At 68.5% G+C, this 14,445-nt stretch carries 13 protein-coding genes; 2 read left to right on the top strand and 11 right to left on the bottom strand.

Going from position 1 to position 14,445, the window contains the following annotated elements:
- Nucleotides 1-8 precede the first annotated feature (8 nt).
- Entirely contained in the window at nt 9-620 is a 612-nt protein-coding gene (locus P3H15_RS34475) for a TetR/AcrR family transcriptional regulator (protein ID WP_012689589.1), read from the top strand.
- 21 nt (nt 621-641) lie between these two features.
- Here P3H15_RS34475 and P3H15_RS34470 read toward each other — a convergent pair whose 3' ends face one another.
- From P3H15_RS34470 to P3H15_RS34435, 8 genes are all read right to left on the bottom strand, one after another.
- Nucleotides 642-881 (bottom strand): hypothetical protein, encoded by a 240-nt coding sequence (locus P3H15_RS34470; protein ID WP_276141355.1) that lies wholly within the window; start codon nt 879-881, stop codon nt 642-644.
- A 24-nt stretch (nt 882-905) separates the two neighbouring features.
- Nucleotides 906-2,069, bottom strand: a complete 1,164-nt coding sequence (locus P3H15_RS34465; protein WP_276141354.1) for a thiolase family protein — start codon at nt 2,067-2,069, stop codon at nt 906-908.
- Nucleotides 2,070-2,099: 30 nt separating this feature from the next.
- A complete protein-coding gene (locus P3H15_RS34460; RefSeq protein ID WP_276141353.1) occupies nt 2,100-2,879 on the bottom strand; it encodes a crotonase/enoyl-CoA hydratase family protein in 780 nt (259 codons plus the stop codon).
- On the bottom strand, nt 2,876-3,640 hold the full coding sequence (locus tag P3H15_RS34455; RefSeq protein ID WP_276141352.1) for an SDR family NAD(P)-dependent oxidoreductase: 765 nt from the start codon (nt 3,638-3,640) through the stop codon (nt 2,876-2,878). Before P3H15_RS34455 ends, P3H15_RS34460 begins: the two co-directional genes overlap by 4 nt.
- Before the next feature lie 62 nt (nt 3,641-3,702).
- Nucleotides 3,703-4,851 (bottom strand): acyl-CoA dehydrogenase family protein, encoded by a 1,149-nt coding sequence (locus P3H15_RS34450; protein ID WP_276141351.1) that lies wholly within the window; start codon nt 4,849-4,851, stop codon nt 3,703-3,705.
- A 49-nt stretch (nt 4,852-4,900) separates the two neighbouring features.
- A complete protein-coding gene (locus tag P3H15_RS34445; protein ID WP_276141350.1) occupies nt 4,901-6,091 on the bottom strand; it encodes a CaiB/BaiF CoA-transferase family protein in 1,191 nt (396 codons plus the stop codon).
- Complete coding sequence (locus tag P3H15_RS34440; RefSeq protein WP_276141349.1) at nt 6,088-7,407, bottom strand: MFS transporter; 1,320 nt, start codon at nt 7,405-7,407, stop codon at nt 6,088-6,090. The genes P3H15_RS34445 and P3H15_RS34440 overlap by 4 nt, the downstream gene beginning before the upstream one ends.
- Before the next feature lie 185 nt (nt 7,408-7,592).
- The gene (locus tag P3H15_RS34435; protein ID WP_276141348.1) at nt 7,593-8,594 is read right to left on the bottom strand and encodes a LysR family transcriptional regulator; all 1,002 of its coding nucleotides are present in this window, start codon (nt 8,592-8,594) and stop codon (nt 7,593-7,595) included.
- Nucleotides 8,595-8,713: 119 nt separating this feature from the next.
- Between P3H15_RS34435 and P3H15_RS34430 the strand changes: the two genes are divergently transcribed.
- Nucleotides 8,714-9,370 (top strand): histidine phosphatase family protein, encoded by a 657-nt coding sequence (locus P3H15_RS34430; RefSeq protein ID WP_276141347.1) that lies wholly within the window; start codon nt 8,714-8,716, stop codon nt 9,368-9,370.
- On the opposite strand, the gene P3H15_RS34425 is transcribed toward P3H15_RS34430, so the two are convergent.
- From P3H15_RS34425 to P3H15_RS34415, 3 genes are read right to left on the bottom strand one after another with little or no spacing between them, the layout of a single operon-like run.
- A complete protein-coding gene (locus P3H15_RS34425) occupies nt 9,357-12,074 on the bottom strand; it encodes a LuxR family transcriptional regulator (RefSeq protein WP_276141346.1) in 2,718 nt (905 codons plus the stop codon). The two genes, P3H15_RS34430 and P3H15_RS34425, sit on opposite strands and share 14 nt — an antisense overlap.
- 5 nt (nt 12,075-12,079) lie before the next feature.
- Nucleotides 12,080-13,297 carry a cytochrome P450 gene (locus P3H15_RS34420; RefSeq protein ID WP_276141345.1) on the bottom strand — a complete coding sequence of 406 codons (1,218 nt, stop codon included), beginning with the start codon at nt 13,295-13,297 and terminating at the stop codon, nt 12,080-12,082.
- Nucleotides 13,298-13,307: 10 nt separating this feature from the next.
- Complete coding sequence (locus P3H15_RS34415; protein ID WP_276141344.1) at nt 13,308-14,270, bottom strand: PDR/VanB family oxidoreductase; 963 nt, start codon at nt 14,268-14,270, stop codon at nt 13,308-13,310.
- Between the last annotated feature and the right edge of the window lie 175 nt (nt 14,271-14,445).

The following is a 14,445-nucleotide window of genomic DNA, read 5'->3' as shown; positions in this document are numbered from 1 at the left end:
TTGCGCGCATGACTACGGCACGCCCCGCACGGAAGACCGGATCCCCCGGACGCCCCGGCTACGACCTCGACTCGCTGCTCGCTGTGGCGGTCAAGGTCTTCAACGACAAGGGCTACGACGGCACCAGCATGGAGGTGCTCGCCCAGCGCCTGGGCATCACGAAGTCGTCGATCTATCACCATGTGTCCGGGAAGTCGGAGCTCCTCGAACTGGCGCTGTCGCGCGCGCTCAACGCTCTGTTCGCGGTCACCACCGAGGAGAAGGCGACCAGCGGCCGGTACATCGACCGCCTCGAGTACCTGGTCCGTCGCAGTGTCGAGGTCCTCGCCGCCGAGCTCCCCTACGTCACGCTCCTGCTGCGCGTCCGGGGCAACACCGCGGTGGAGCGTCGCGCGCTCGCCCGCCGCCGCGAGTTCGACGCCTTCGTCAGCGACCTCGTGGTCGCGGCGGCGGAAGAGGGCGATCTGCGGCCCGGAATCGATCCCGCACTCACCAGCCGGCTCGTGTTCGGCACGGTCAACTCGCTGATCGAGTGGTACCGCCCCCGCACCGGCGGGACGGTCGCCGACCTCGCCGACGCCGTCGTCGAGCTGACGTTCGACGGGCTGCGCCGCGCCTGAGCGAGACGTCACCGGTGCGCCCTACGACGACATGGTGGGTCTCGATCGAATCGTCCACCGTCGTGCCCGCTCGGACAGTTGGGTGCGCAGCCGCGCTCGGACTTCGGCAGGCACTTCCCGTGCCGTGGCACTCTCCAGGATCTTCGACAGTCTCCGGTCGAATCCGGGTGTCGTCATACCGAACCCGACCCAGATCTCGTCGGGAGGTGGACCACCGTAGGGCAGCCACCGGCACGCGAACTCGAGGATGGCTGCGTCCACCCTGTCCACTCCGGTAGCCACGGGTCAGACCGCGGCGGCGAGGTTTTCGAAGATGGTGGCATTGGCCATGCCGCCGCCTTCGCACATCGTCTGCAGTCCGTAGCGGACGCCCTCGGCGCGCAGGTGATGCACGAGGGTGGTGGCGAGCCGGGCCCCGGATCCGCCGAGTGGATGCCCGACAGCGATCGCTCCGCCGAGCGCGTTGACCCGCTCTTCCGGTGCCCCGGTCGCCCGCAGCCAGGCGCCGACGACGCTGGCGAAGGCCTCGTTGACTTCGAAGGCTCCGATGTCGTCGAGGGTCAGGCCTGCGCGTTCGAGCACCCGCGCGGTGGCGGGGATGGGTCCGGCCAGCATCGCGACCGGGTCGTCGCCGACGACGGTTGCGGTGTGCACCCGGGCCAGCGGGGTCAGTCCGAGGTCGCGGGCCCGGTCGCCGGACATCACCAGCAGCGCTGCGGCGCCGTCGGAGATCTGTGAGGCGTTGCCCGCGGTGATGCGGCCGTCCTCGCCGAAAGCCGGCTCCAACTGGGCGAGCTTCTCGAGGGTCGTGGTTCGGCGGATCCCCTCGTCGGCGTCGAGTTTCGTTCCGTCCGGCAGGGTCACCGGCACGATCTCGCCGGCGAAACGGCCTTCGTCGACCGCCGCTGCGGCGCGCTGATGTGAGCGCAGGCTGTACTCGTCGAGCCAGCCGCGGCTCAGTTCGTACCGGTCGGCGAGGATCTCGGCGCCGCGGCCCTGGTTGAACTCGATGCCGTCGTAGCGTCGCCGAATCGCGTCGCTGTTCGGATCACCGAGGCCGACGCGCCGAGCCGATCCCATCGGGATGCGGGTCATCGACTCGACACCACCCGCGACGACGATGTCGTACTGGCCCGCGATCACTCCCGCCGCGGCGAAATGCAGTGCCTGCTGGCTCGATCCGCACTGCCGCTCGATCGTGGTGCCGGGAACCGACTCGGGCCATCCGGCGGCCAGCACCGCGTTGCGGGCAATGTTGCCGGCCTGCTCACCGACCTGTCCGACGCATCCCCACACGACGTCGTCGACCGACGCGGCGTCGACCCCGGCCCGGTCGAGCAGCGCGGTCAGGACGGTCGCGGACAGGTCGACGGGGTGGACCTCGGCGAGGCCGCCCTTGCGGCGGCCGATGGGGCTCCGTACGGCCTCGACGATGACTGCATCACGCATGGTGTGTTCCTGTTCTCTCGTTCTCGGTGATCACGTCGCGGTCCAAACCGGGGCGCGGCGTTCGGTGAAGGCGGCGGCGCCCTCACGGGCGTCGTCGGAGTCGAAGACCGGCATCACGATCTGCCGGGTCCGCTCGAACATCTCCGCGTGCGGCCAGCCGGGGGACTCGTCGATGACCCGCTTGCTGGCCCGGACTGCGAGCGGCCCGTTGCCGGCGATCTCGTCGGCGAGTTCGAGTGCCGCCGCCAACACCTCGCCCTCGGGGGCCAGCCGGTTGACCAGCCCCAGCGGGTGCAGTTGCGCGGCGGTCACAGTCTTGCCGGTGAGCACCATCTCCAGCGCCACCGCTCGCGGCAGCCGCGCGGGCAACCGGGTCAACCCGCCCGCGGCGGCGACCAGGCCGCGGCGAACCTCGGGCAGGCCGAACGTCGCGGTCGGCGCGGCGACGACGAGATCCGCCGCCAGGACGATCTCGAAACCGCCCGCGAGCGCGGGACCGTCGACGGCGGCGATCAGGGGCTTGGCGGGCGGCGCCTCCACCAGCCCGGCGAATCCGCGACCCTCGACGCGTGGGCTCTCACCCCGCAGGAAGGCCTTGAGATCCATTCCTGCGCAGAAGTATCCGCCGGCTCCGGTGAGCACACCCACCCTCAGCTGCGGATCGGAGTCCAGCAGTTGAACCGCCTCGGCGACGGCCTCCGCGACCGCACGGTCCACCGCGTTGCGGGCCTGCGGCCGGTTCAATGTGATGACCAGCACCGGCCCCACCCGTTCCGTCAGCACGACCGGTGTGGGCGCCTCTGCGGTCACCTCGGTGCCATCCGGATCGCACCGTCGAGGCGGATCGTCTCACCGTTGAGCATGCCGTTCTCGATGATGTGCTCGGCCAGCGCGGCGAACTCGGACGGCTCGCCGAGCCGCTGCGGATGCGGAACCGAGGCCGCCAGCGCGTCCCGGATGTCGTCGCGTGCATTGAGCAGGAGGGGTGTCGCGAACACGCCGGGCGCGATGGTGCACACCCGGATCCCGACGCCGGCGAGGTCGCGGGCGGCGGGCAGTGTCATCCCCACGATTCCCGCCTTGGACGTCGCGTAGTTGATCTGCCCGATCTGGCCCTCATACGCGGCGACGGACGCGGTCAGCACACACACGCCGCGGTCACCGCCCCGCAACTCGTTCGCAGCCATCGCCTCTGCCGCGAACCGCAGCACGTTGAACGTCCCGATCACATTGAGCCGGATCACCGACTCGAAAGGCTCGGGGTCGGCGGCCTTGCGGTCCTTGGTGAGCACGCGCATCGGCCGTCCGCGGCCTGCGCAGTGCACGACGGCCCGCACCGGGCCGCGCTCGGCCGCGGCGGCAAAGGCCGCGGCCACCGCGTCGCCGTCGGTCACGTCGGTCGGTACGAACCGTGCGGCGGGTCCGAGCGTCGCGGCCTGCTCTGCCCCCGGCGAACCGGGCAGATCGAGCAGGGTGACGGTGGCGCCGGACTCGACCAGCCGGGTGGCGGTGGCGAGTCCGAGTCCGGATGCTCCGCCCGTGACGACGGCGTTGATGTCCTTGATCTGCATGGATGAACCTTCGATGTGGCCGGGCCCCCGTGGTGCCCGGAATGGTGTGGAGTGCGAGATGCCTAGAGCCCCATGGACTTCGAGATGACGCTCTTCATGACTTCGCTGGTGCCGCCGAAGATCCGGGTGACGCGGGCATCGGCGTACAGTCGCGCGATCGGATACTCGGTCATGTAGCCGTAGCCGCCGTGCACCTGCAGGCACTTGTCGATGACGCGGGCCTGCACCTCGGTGCAGAACAGCTTCACCTTGGCCGCGTCGGCGGGGGTGAGAGTGCCGCCGTCCAGGGCGATCAGCGCCTGGTCGACCAGCGCCTGCCCGGCCTGCAGCTCGGTCGCGCACTCGGCGAGTACGAACTTGGTGTTCTGGAAGTCGGCCAGCGGCTTGCCGAAGACGCGGCGTTCCTTGGCATAGTCGATGGCGAGGTTCACGGCGGCGGTCGCGGTGGCCAGACCGGTGATCGCGATCGACAGCCGCTCCTGGGGCAGGTTGTGGGCGAGCATGCCGAACGCCTGGCCCTCCTCACCGAGCAGGTTCCGGGCCGGAACGCGGACGTTGTCGAACGTCAACTCGGCGGTGTCGGACGACTTCATGCCGATCTTGTGCAGGTTGCGACCGCGGATGAAGCCGGGCATGTCACCCTCGACGACCAGCAGCGACAGGCCCTTGCGGCGATTCTCGGGATCCTTCGAGGTGCGCGCCACCACGATCACCAGGTCGGCGTTGATGCCGCCGGTGATGAACGTCTTGTTCCCGTTGAGGACGTAGTCGTCGCCGTCGCGGACGGCGGTGGTGGTGACACCGGCCAGGTCGGAACCGATGCCGGGTTCGGTCATCGCGATCGCGCTGACCAGGCCGCCGTCGGCGAAGCCGGGGAACCAGCGGTCGCGCTGCTCCTCATTGGCGTACTCGAGAAAGTATGGGAGCACGGTGTTCAAATGCACCTGGAAGCCCCCGAGAGAGGCTGCGGCGTAACCGATCTCCTCGTAGACGACGGTGTTGAACAGGAAGCTGTCGATACCACCGCCGCCGTACTGCTCGGGCACCTGCAGCCCGTTGATCCCGATCTCTGCCGTCTTCTTGTAGAAGTCGCGGGGGATGGAACCGGCGGCCTCCCAGTCGGGCAGGTTCGGGGTGATCTCCTTGGCGATGAACTGGCGGACCACGTCCCGGAACGCGTGGTGGTCGTCGGTGAAGATGGTGCGTTGCATGAAGATTCCTCAGATATTTATCGGTACAGGTTGGGGATCGACGACGGATTCAGCGGCCGAGCGCGACGACGCCGTCGGCGGCCAGCGCATCGAGCGCGTCGGTCGGGTAGCCGAGTTCGGCGATCAGTTCGGCGGTGTGCTGCCCCAGGTCGGGCGCACCCGCCGTCGGCAGCTTCGGGACACTCTCGAGGTGCCACGGCGTGCCGAGAGCGGTCGCAGGCACGCCGTCGGGGCGGCTGACCTCGATGAAGAGCCCGGATGCCTGGACGTCGGGGCTGCGCATCGCCTCGGGGTAGGTGTTGATCCGCCCGGCGACGACACCGTTGGCGGCGAGTACGTCCATCGCCTCGTCGCTCGTCATGGTCGCGAACGCGGCGCGCAACTCGGTGAGCAGCGCGGGGCGGTTGCGGACCCGGCTCTCGTTGTCGGCGAACCGGGCGTCGTCGGCGAGTTCCGCCCGGCCCAGCAGTCGGCACAGCCGCCGGAAGTGGACCTCGGAGTAGGCGGAGACCACGACGCTGCCGTCGCTGGTGGGCATGATGTCGGCGGCCGGAGCGACCGTCGGCTGACCGTTGCCCATGCGCCGTGGTTCGCTGCCGGTGTCGAGGTAGGCGCCCCAGTTCGGGGTCTGCAGATGAATGGCGACCTCGAGCAGCGACACCTCGACGGTGTCGCCCTCGCCGGTGCGCAGGCGCCTGATGTACGCGCCGAGGATTGCCTGGGCACAGACGTAGCCGGTGGCGGCGTCGACGATCTGGGCACCGACCTTCTGCGGCTCACCGTCGTGCTCGCCGGTCACCCACATCAGGCCGCTTTCCGCCTGCGCGGCGATGTCGAGGCCGGCACGATTCCGGGACGGTCCGTGCAAGCCGAACCCGCTCACCGTCGCGTACACGAGGTGCGGATGCGCGGCGCGCATCTCCTCCGCGCCCAGACCGAGCTTGTCCATCACCCCGGGGCGCAGATTCTGCACCACGATGTCGGCGCCGGCGATCAGCCGGCGGGCGATCTCCTGACCGCGCGGGTCCTTGAGGTCGAGTGCGATTGCCCGCTTGCCGCGGTTGTAGTTCTCCACCATGGCTTTACCGTGCGCGCCGATTCCACGTGCGGACTCGCCGTGCACCGGTTCGACCTTGATCACGTCGGCACCGAGGTCCACCAGGACCTGGGTGGCGGCGGGGGCGGCGATGAACTGGCCGAAGTCGATGACTCGGACACCATCCAGGGGCTTGTCGATCATGCTGTCTCCTCGGCGCGCCGGCGGATGAGGGTGATGTCTCGTTCGGGGTTGACCAGGAACACCGCGATCGCGCTACCGACGATCATCAGAACCCCGCTGATCAGGAAGCCGGTGCCGTAGCCGGAGATCTTGTCGGCCGCCCGGCCGACCGAGAAACCGAGTACGAGTGGTGCGACCATGCCGGAGATACTCGACACAGCGCCGAGGCCACCGAGGACCATGCCGCGTTTACGGGACTGCACGACGTCGGCGATTGCCGTCAACGCCACGCCGTACGCCGCGGTGTTGAGCGAGAAGGCCAGGGACACGAGCACGATCTGCAGCAGTCCGGCCGACACGATGGTGAACCCGACCATGGTGATGCCGGCGCCGGCGATCAGGCCTGCCGACAGGTAGCCGCGCGCAACCTTCCGGGAGACGCCGCGGGAGACGAGGCGGTTCGAGAACCATCCGGCGCCGATCGCACCGACCGCCGCGAGTCCGTAGGGAAGCATGACCAGCCGACCGGTGGTCAGGGTGTCGTAGCCGAGACCGTCTTCCAGGTAGACGGGGAGCCAGGACACCTTGAGCGTGGTGGACCAGTACGAGCAGAACATCAACAGCGCGATCCCGATCACGGTCCCGGTGCGCAGGATCGTCCGGTACGGGGCGTCGACGGTGTCGACGACGGTGTCGGTTGCCTGGGCCGGCTCGGCGGTCTCGCCGGGTGCGCCGCGTCCGAGGAGGATCCAGGCGACCACCCAGACCAGACCGACCGTGATCAGGAGGTAGAACGCGGCGTGCCAGTCCCAGCGGACGATGATCCAGGTCAGCACGGGGGCAGCGATGAGGACGCCGAGGGAGGATCCGGCGGTGACGAAGCTGCTCGGCAGGGCACGCTTCTCCGGCGGGAACCAGGAATGGACGGCGTGGTTGGCGAGGGCGAAGGCCGGGCCCTCGGCGAACCCGAGGACGAGCCGGCAGGCCACCAGGACGCCGAAGGTCACGGTGCCGGTCAGGGGCACCATGGTGGCTACCCACAGCAGCATCAGTCCGGCCAGCAGCCATCGGATGCTCACCTTGGACGACAGCCAGCCGAAGAACAGTGCGCCGGCGGCGAACAGCCAGAAGAAGCTGCTCTGGATCAGGCCGAACTGTTGCGGCGTCAAGCCCAGGTCCTTCTGGATCTGGACGCCGGCGAACGCAATGACGGACTTGTCCGCGAAATTGATGAGCATGAACACGACGAGCAGTCCGGTGATCATCCAGGCGCGCCGGGTCAGCGCCGATCTGGTACGCCGGGACGCTGCGGTGGTCGGCGTCGATACTTGAGTCATAGGGCCTCTTCGGGAACGAACCGTCGCGACGTGTCTGCATGGCGTGAACCAGTCCGGACGGATCTCGAAGTCGACCTTCGATCGATCCGGATCCCGTCGCTACGGTGTGATCAGGTGCACACCATTGAAGTCCCGAGTATCGATCGGGTCAAAGACCAGAAAAGTAGGAGAAATACTGCAATTGCCTATGGGTTCGTGGCGCGCGCGTTGTCGTCGCGAATCCGGCGGTCGAACTCGGCCCGCGTCAGCTTCGCGGCCTCCACGAGGGAAACACCGGAGGACATGAGCGCGGCGATGGACGTGGCGAACTCCTCGAACGACGCGCGGGCGCAGGCCAGGAACTCCGTGGACGCGTGGGTCATCCGGCCGGGACGGCGGACCACGCCCATCCGCCGGGTGAGCCGGGGCGAGAGTTCACGCACCACCCCGCCGCGCAGCATCGCGTCGAGTCCGCTGCGCAGGGCCACGATCGACACCCCGCCGCCCGCGAGAACGATCGGCAGCACGGCACCACGCTGACGCACCTCCACCGCGACGTCGGGTTCGACGCCGCGCCGCCGTAGCGAGCGGTCGATGAAATCCCGCGTCGCCGTGCCTTTTTCGCCCATGACGAACGGAACACGGGTCAACGCCTCGATCGGCACCGGGTCCGGCCACCGGGCGTCGGTGCCGGGCGGACACACCAGGACGAGCTGCTGATCGATGAGCTCCTCCCCGACGAGGTCCTCGGTCGGGAGGGGCAGCGCGAGAATGCCCAGCTCGCACGCCCCCGACCGGACCAGCGACACGATATCGGCGGTCTCGTCCCGTTCCTCGATGTGGAACCGCACGTCGGGGTACTGCCGGCGGAACTTGGCGACCCACACCGACAGCGGATCCGAGGACAGGTCCGAGAGCGAGGCGATGTCGATCCGGCCGCCGCGCATCGCCCCGACGTCGCGCACGGCGTTCTCGGCCGATTCCACCTCCCGCAGGATGCTGCGTGCCGGGCCGACCAGCGCCTCACCGGCAGGCGAGAGCACGAGGCCACGGCCGACGCGATGGAACAACTCGACGCCCAGGTCCTTCTCGAGCTTGCGCACCGCCTGCGACAGCGACGGCTGCGCCACGCGTAACTGCGCTGCGGCGCGGGTGACCCCGCCGCAGTCGACCACAGCGAGGAAGTACTCCATCTGCCGCATGTCCATGCTCTGAATCTAGAGGTACCGGCACCGCGGCGGAGGGCCGATAGGGATCTCCCGAGAGTGTGCGGCGACCGGCCGAGAAGGGTATGCCGCCGGTGGTCGGGTGAACTACCGTGCGCCGCATGAGTGTTGTCCTTCTGGTCCGTCACGGACAAGCATCCTTCGGCACCGACGACTACGACCGCCTGTCGCCACGCGGCCGGGAACAGAGTCGCGCCCTCGGCACCGAACTGAATCGTCGCGGCATCGCTCCCGCCCGCACAGTCACCGGAAACATGAAACGCCAACGAGAGACGGCTCAGGAGGCAAGCACGGCCGCCGCCTGGCACACGACGGACCCCGACATCGATCCGGGTTGGGACGAGTTCGACGCGAGCGACCTGCTGGCTGCGAGCGGTGAGCACGATCCGCGGGCGAAGACGGATTCGCGCGCCTTCCAGCGGCTGCTCGAGCGGGCCTCCACACGGTGGTCGTCCGGTGACCACGACGCCGACTACGCCGAGACGTTCGGTGCGTTCACGGCCCGGGTCGACGCGTCCCTCGACCGCGTTGCCGAAGGGCTCGAACGCGGGCAGACCGGTGTCGTCTTCTCCAGCGCCGGCGCGATCGCCTGGGTGACTGCCCGGCTGCTGGGGGGCGGCTTCCCGCAATGGCTCGCCCTGAACAGAGTCGCGGTCAATTCCGGCGTCACCAAGATCGTGATCGGCTCGTCGGGGACGTCCCTCGTGGCGTTCAACGAGCACGGTCATCTCCCGCACCCCTGGGTCACCTACCGGTGAGACTGTCCGCCCGCTCGTGGGCCACGATCAGCTCGACCCGCGAGTTGTAGCCGGTTTTCTTGTAGAGGCGGGTGAGGTAGGCCTCGACGGTCTTGCTGCTGTAGTGGAGAACCTCGGCAATCTCCCGGTTGCTGAGGCCGTCTCGGACCAGCGTGACGAGTTGACGCTCCACATCGGTGAGAGGTCCGGGTGCCCCCGACTTGTCGACACGTCGGTCGAGGACGAGACCGCGCGACCTGCCGGCGGCCTCGACCCGCTTCAGCCACAGCGTCGCGTCCATCTTCTTGAACAATGCCCAGGCCGCCTCGAGGTGATCGGCGACGTCCCGGCCGGCAACGCCCAGCGCATGGTGGGCCTGCGCCGCGATGAAGTGCATATCCTGCTCCTCGGCCTCGAGAAGGACGTCACGTGCGCGGTCCACGTCACCGAAGCTGCGGGCATGGCCGATGCCGGATGCCATCCGGGCCCTGGGCGAACCGATGTCCCCCGCAAGGCGGCAGAACTCGTCCGCGACGTGCCGAGCGGCCTCGACCTCTCCCGACGCCAGGTAGCCCTCGACCAGACTCGTGTGGGTGATGGTCGCGACCTCGTTCCAGCCGCGGGCTCCCGCTTCCGACCGCAGTCGCTCCAGGACCGGCATGGCATCCTCGAACCGGGACCTCGACACCTCGACGGAGGCCTGCACTGCCTGCCAGATCGCGAAGTCGATCCGGCAGGAGGCCGGCGGCTCCGTCGCTGCCAGCACGGACGCCGCACGCCGGAAATCACCTCGGCCCGTGAGGATCTGCACCTCCACACCACGCAGGCGAGCCAGAGTGCTGCGCATACCCGAGAATTCGAGCTGGATTGCCTCCCGGGCAATCGTCTCGGACGCGGCGGTCCATTCGCCGGCCGTGAACTCGGCGAGCGCGCGAGCGAGTACGGCTTGCCCGCCCAGGTTTCCGAATCCGGCGAGTCCGGCGGCTTCACCCGCCTTCGTCAGCAGCGCGTTCGCGCGACCGGTCGCGCCTGCCGTTGCGGCGTGGTGCGCTGCCGACTCCAACGCACCGGTGCGCGTGCCCACCGGGAGCTCCCGCTCGCCGGTCCCGAGGATCTCCAGTTGGTCGACGGCCTCGAGTGTGTTCGGGAACATCCCGACGTAGGCTTCGACCTGACCGAGGTACGTGTAGGCGATGACCTGGTCCGCCGGGGTCGACTCGCGCACCTGCGACCACGCCGTCGCGGCCAGGACGCGCGCCCGATCCGTGTCACCGAGGCGCGCCGCCATCGCCGCGCGTTGCGCGAGGTAGGGCGTCGGGTCTCTCGCCTGCCCCGCCTCGGCGACCAGTAGGTCTGCAGCGCTCTGCGGATCGCCCATCGCGCTGTGGCAGTGCACGATCGTCGCCACGGTGCGGTCGCGGGATGAGCCCGCCTCGAGGACACCGAGCGCCTTTCTGCCGGCTTCGATGGCCAGGGCCGGCCGCGCACCCTTCCAGTACGCCGCGGACTGCCTGCGGAGTATCTCGCCGGCGGCGGCGTCCGCGCGTGGCAGCAGATCCAGCGCCCGGCCGTACCAGCGGGCAGCCGCGCGCGGCGACGTGCGCAGCACTCGATCGGCGGCACGCAACGCCACCGTGACCGCGACCATGTCGCCGCGCGCCGCGCCCTCGGTGGCGTGCCGGGCGCGCTCGAGGGCCGGCATGCCCAGCTCGCTGTCGGTGCCCTCGATCCGCGCAGCAATCGCAGCATGGACGCGGCGGCGCTCGGCCGGACCGATCTCGTCATAGAGCAGCTCACCGATCAGTGGGTGGCCGAATTCGTACCATCCGGACCCCGTAGCCACCAGCGCACCGCTCGAGACCAATGAGTCGAAGGCGGCCCGGACCTCGCCCGGCGACCTCTCGGCCAGTTCGGCGAGGAGCGGAAGGTAGTCCAGATCCACCCGTCCGAACACCGCGACCAGACGACCCAGTGCGCGGACGGCGTGATCCCGGGGAAACAGCCGGTGAAGCAACGCCGCAGGGCGCGAGAACCGGGGCGGGGAATCATCGACCAGGTAGCCGATTCCCTGTTCGATCCGGAGTGCACCCGCAATGTGCAACGCGTTCACCGTTTCCCGGACCAGCAGCGCGTTCCCCCGCGTCCGCTCGGCCAGATATCCGGTCAGTCGCTCGTCGGGCGCGGCGCCGAGGACCGACTCGACCAGGTCGCCGAGTGCCTGCCCCTCGACCGGGTGAAGCTCGACGATCGTCCGCGCCTGTTCACTCACGAGGGGGTCGATCGTCGCGAGAAGACGTTCGCCGGTCATCCACGGCCGAGTCCGCGAGGCGAAGATCACGAGGAGCGGGCGGCCCGCCAGATGCCGAGCGGCGAGGGTCACGGCGACGAGGCTGTCCTCGTCCGCGAGGTGCGCGTCGTCCACGACCACGACCACTGGCGACGAATCCGTCATCGACTGCAACAGCGCCGTCACACCACTCGGATCGCTCGACACCGTGCTGTAGCCGAGGACCCCCACGAGAGTGCGCACCGTCGCATACGGGATGTCGCGGTCGTATTCGTGCGCCGCGGCGTACAAGCACGTCCATCCACGCTTGCGGGCCGCGTCGAGCGTGCTCCGCACGAGGTGGGTCTTGCCGGTGCCGGCCTCACCGTGAATCAGGTACGTCGAACCGGCACCGGCACTCAATCGTTCTAGGGCGCAGTCGAACACGAACTCGTTCACATCGTCTAGGCGAGGCTCAGCCGAAGAGGCATGGCCTTCCATCCTCGCAGCGTGTTGTTGTGATAGCGACGTACGGGTGCCGCAAGTTCGATGCACGTCACACGGGTCACGAGAACCTCGAGCAGGCACTCGGCCTGCAGACGCGCCGCGTGCTGGCCCACGCACTGGTGGATCCCCATTCCGAAGGCCACGTGCCCCGAGGGGTCACGCGAGAGGTCGAACCGATCAGGGTTGTCCCACCGGCGCGGGTCACGATTCGCAGCGGCGTAGCACAGCAGCACCCTCGTCTCGGCCGGTATGACGGTCCCGGAGATCTCGACGTCGGCCGACGTCTTGCGGAACAACATCTGGACCGGCGACTCCCAGCGCAGCGCCTCGTCGAAGGCGACTCGGGCGAGGTTGGGGTTCTGTCGAAGAGCCGCCCACTGATCGGGATGTGTGGCGAATCCATAGAGCATCGCGGAGAGACCGTAGACGGTCGTGTCGACACCTGCCGACAACAGCGAACGTGTGAGGAGCGGCGCCAGTTCGTGCATGATGTCGCCGCGGTCGGCGGCCGCCCAGATCTCGCTGCCGAATCCTTCGGGTTTCAGGGACTCCCGGGCACACTTCGCCGTGGCCCATTCCGCCAGTGCCTCGCTCCGGCATTCCCCCTGCAGCACCCGTTCGTTTCGCGGCCCCAGGGCATTGAAGATGTGATCGGCGTAGGGAACGAGATTCTCCCGCTGCTCCTCGTCGATGCCGGACGCGTCGGGAAAGAAGTTCACCGGAAACACGGCCGCGATGTCGTTGTATCCGTCGATCTCGATCGCGTCCCCGGCAGCCGTGCCACCGAGCAGGGTGTCGATCAGCGTCTCGGCCTGCCGTGTGCAGGCGTCCTTCATCGCACGCAATGCTCGTGCGGACAGAATCGACTGCAGCACCTCGCGGGGTGCGTCGTGCTCGGGCGGATCGGTCTGAAGTAGTCCCCGGGCCCGCCACGGCTCGTTCATGCCGACTCCGGAGCCGGATGTCATGCCCTGCCAGTTCGAGAGCGCGCTGTGGACCTCGTCGTAACGCCCGACGGCGTGGACGTTGTACCGGGGCAGGAAGACGACAGGCCCGGATTCACGCAGTCGCTCCTGGAACGGCAGCGGGTTCTCGAGGGTCTCCGACGAGAAGGGGTCGTCGTCGAGGGACGGGGCTGTCGAGCCCTGCCGTCCGGTGGTATCCGTAATCGACACTGTCAGCCTCCTATAGATCCAGCACGAGTCGTTCGGTGATCGAACGTGACACACAGACGAACATCCGGTCTCCCTTGGCGCGCTCCGCATCACTCAGGAGTGAATCCCGATGATCGGGGACACCGCCCACGACTCCGACTTCACATGTGCCGCAGACTCCCTCGTTGCACGAGGACAACACCGGGACGCCGGCGGCGTCCAGGGCCTCGAGAACGGTCTGTTCGGTACCGACGGTGACGGTCCTGCCCGAGTGGGACAGTTCGATCGTGAAGGGTTCGGTGCGGACCGGTGGCGGCTGGGAAGGCGCAACGAACCGCTCGAACCGGACGGCCCATCCGGGCCAGTTCGTGGAAGCGGATTCGACCGCCGCCAGCAGTGGCTCGGGTCCGCAGCAGTAGACCTTGGCCCCCTCCGTCGGCTCGTCGAGGAAATCGAGCTTCAGATGACCCGATTCGTCCTGCGGCCACACCGTGACGCGGTCTCCGTATCGAGCCAGTTCGCCGAGGAAGGCCATGGAGCGACGCGACCGACCGCCGTAGAGCAGGTGCCAGTCGATTCCCAGCTTCTCGGCTGCGGCGATCATCGTCATGATCGGGGTGATCCCGATGCCGCCGGCGATGAATTCGTATCGGCTCGCCTGAGCGAGACCGAAATTGTTCCGAGGGGTGCCGACACTGAGCATGTCCCCGACGGCCAGATTCTCGTGGATGAACTGCGATCCGCCCTGGGAGTTCGGCTCCCGCAACACGGCGACCTCATAGGCGGAGGCATCCCACCGGTCGCCGCACAACGAGTATTGCCGCACCTGGGAACCACCACCGTCCGCGGTCGGCATGACCAGGTCGATGTGCGCGCCGGGCGTCCAATGCGGGAGCCGCCCACCGGACGGCTCCTCGAGCCGCAGTTTCACGACGCCGTCTGCCACGACGTCCTTCCGCGCGACCTCGAGCGTCTGGTTTCCGGGTCGCCGCATGACCGGCGATGCGGGCGAGGACGAGTCGGCACCATGCTGAGCAAGATGATTTGGCACGTCATGATCATGCGCGGGTCCTGCGGGTGAGATCAATGTCTCACTCACTATCAAGGCGATAGCCACAGTCGCCTGCCGAACGGCCCTCCACACGACAGTGTCCCCCTCACCCGGGTTA

The organism is Rhodococcus sp. T2V (assembly GCF_029269925.1).
In the GTDB taxonomy this organism is placed as follows: domain Bacteria; phylum Actinomycetota; class Actinomycetes; order Mycobacteriales; family Mycobacteriaceae; genus Rhodococcus_F; species Rhodococcus_F koreensis.
The sequence above is the reverse complement of the archived record's forward strand: the minus strand, read 5'-3'. Positions and strand labels throughout refer to the sequence as shown.

What these genes read in the sequence shown, in the direction of transcription:
- P3H15_RS34475 (WP_012689589.1), top strand. Translation starts at nt 9, where the DNA reads ATGACTACGGCACGCCCCGCACGGAAGACCGGATCCCCCGGACGCCCC.
- P3H15_RS34440 (WP_276141349.1), bottom strand. Translation starts at nt 7,407, where the DNA reads ATGACTCAAGTATCGACGCCGACCACCGCAGCGTCCCGGCGTACCAGA.
- P3H15_RS34415 (WP_276141344.1), bottom strand. Translation starts at nt 14,270, where the DNA reads ATGCGGCGACCCGGAAACCAGACGCTCGAGGTCGCGCGGAAGGACGTC.
- P3H15_RS34430 (WP_276141347.1), top strand. Translation starts at nt 8,714, where the DNA reads ATGAGTGTTGTCCTTCTGGTCCGTCACGGACAAGCATCCTTCGGCACC.
- P3H15_RS34465 (WP_276141354.1), bottom strand. Translation starts at nt 2,069, where the DNA reads ATGCGTGATGCAGTCATCGTCGAGGCCGTACGGAGCCCCATCGGCCGC.
- P3H15_RS34435 (WP_276141348.1), bottom strand. Translation starts at nt 8,594, where the DNA reads ATGGACATGCGGCAGATGGAGTACTTCCTCGCTGTGGTCGACTGCGGC.
- P3H15_RS34455 (WP_276141352.1), bottom strand. Translation starts at nt 3,640, where the DNA reads ATGCAGATCAAGGACATCAACGCCGTCGTCACGGGCGGAGCATCCGGA.
- P3H15_RS34450 (WP_276141351.1), bottom strand. Translation starts at nt 4,851, where the DNA reads ATGCAACGCACCATCTTCACCGACGACCACCACGCGTTCCGGGACGTG.
- P3H15_RS34445 (WP_276141350.1), bottom strand. Translation starts at nt 6,091, where the DNA reads ATGATCGACAAGCCCCTGGATGGTGTCCGAGTCATCGACTTCGGCCAG.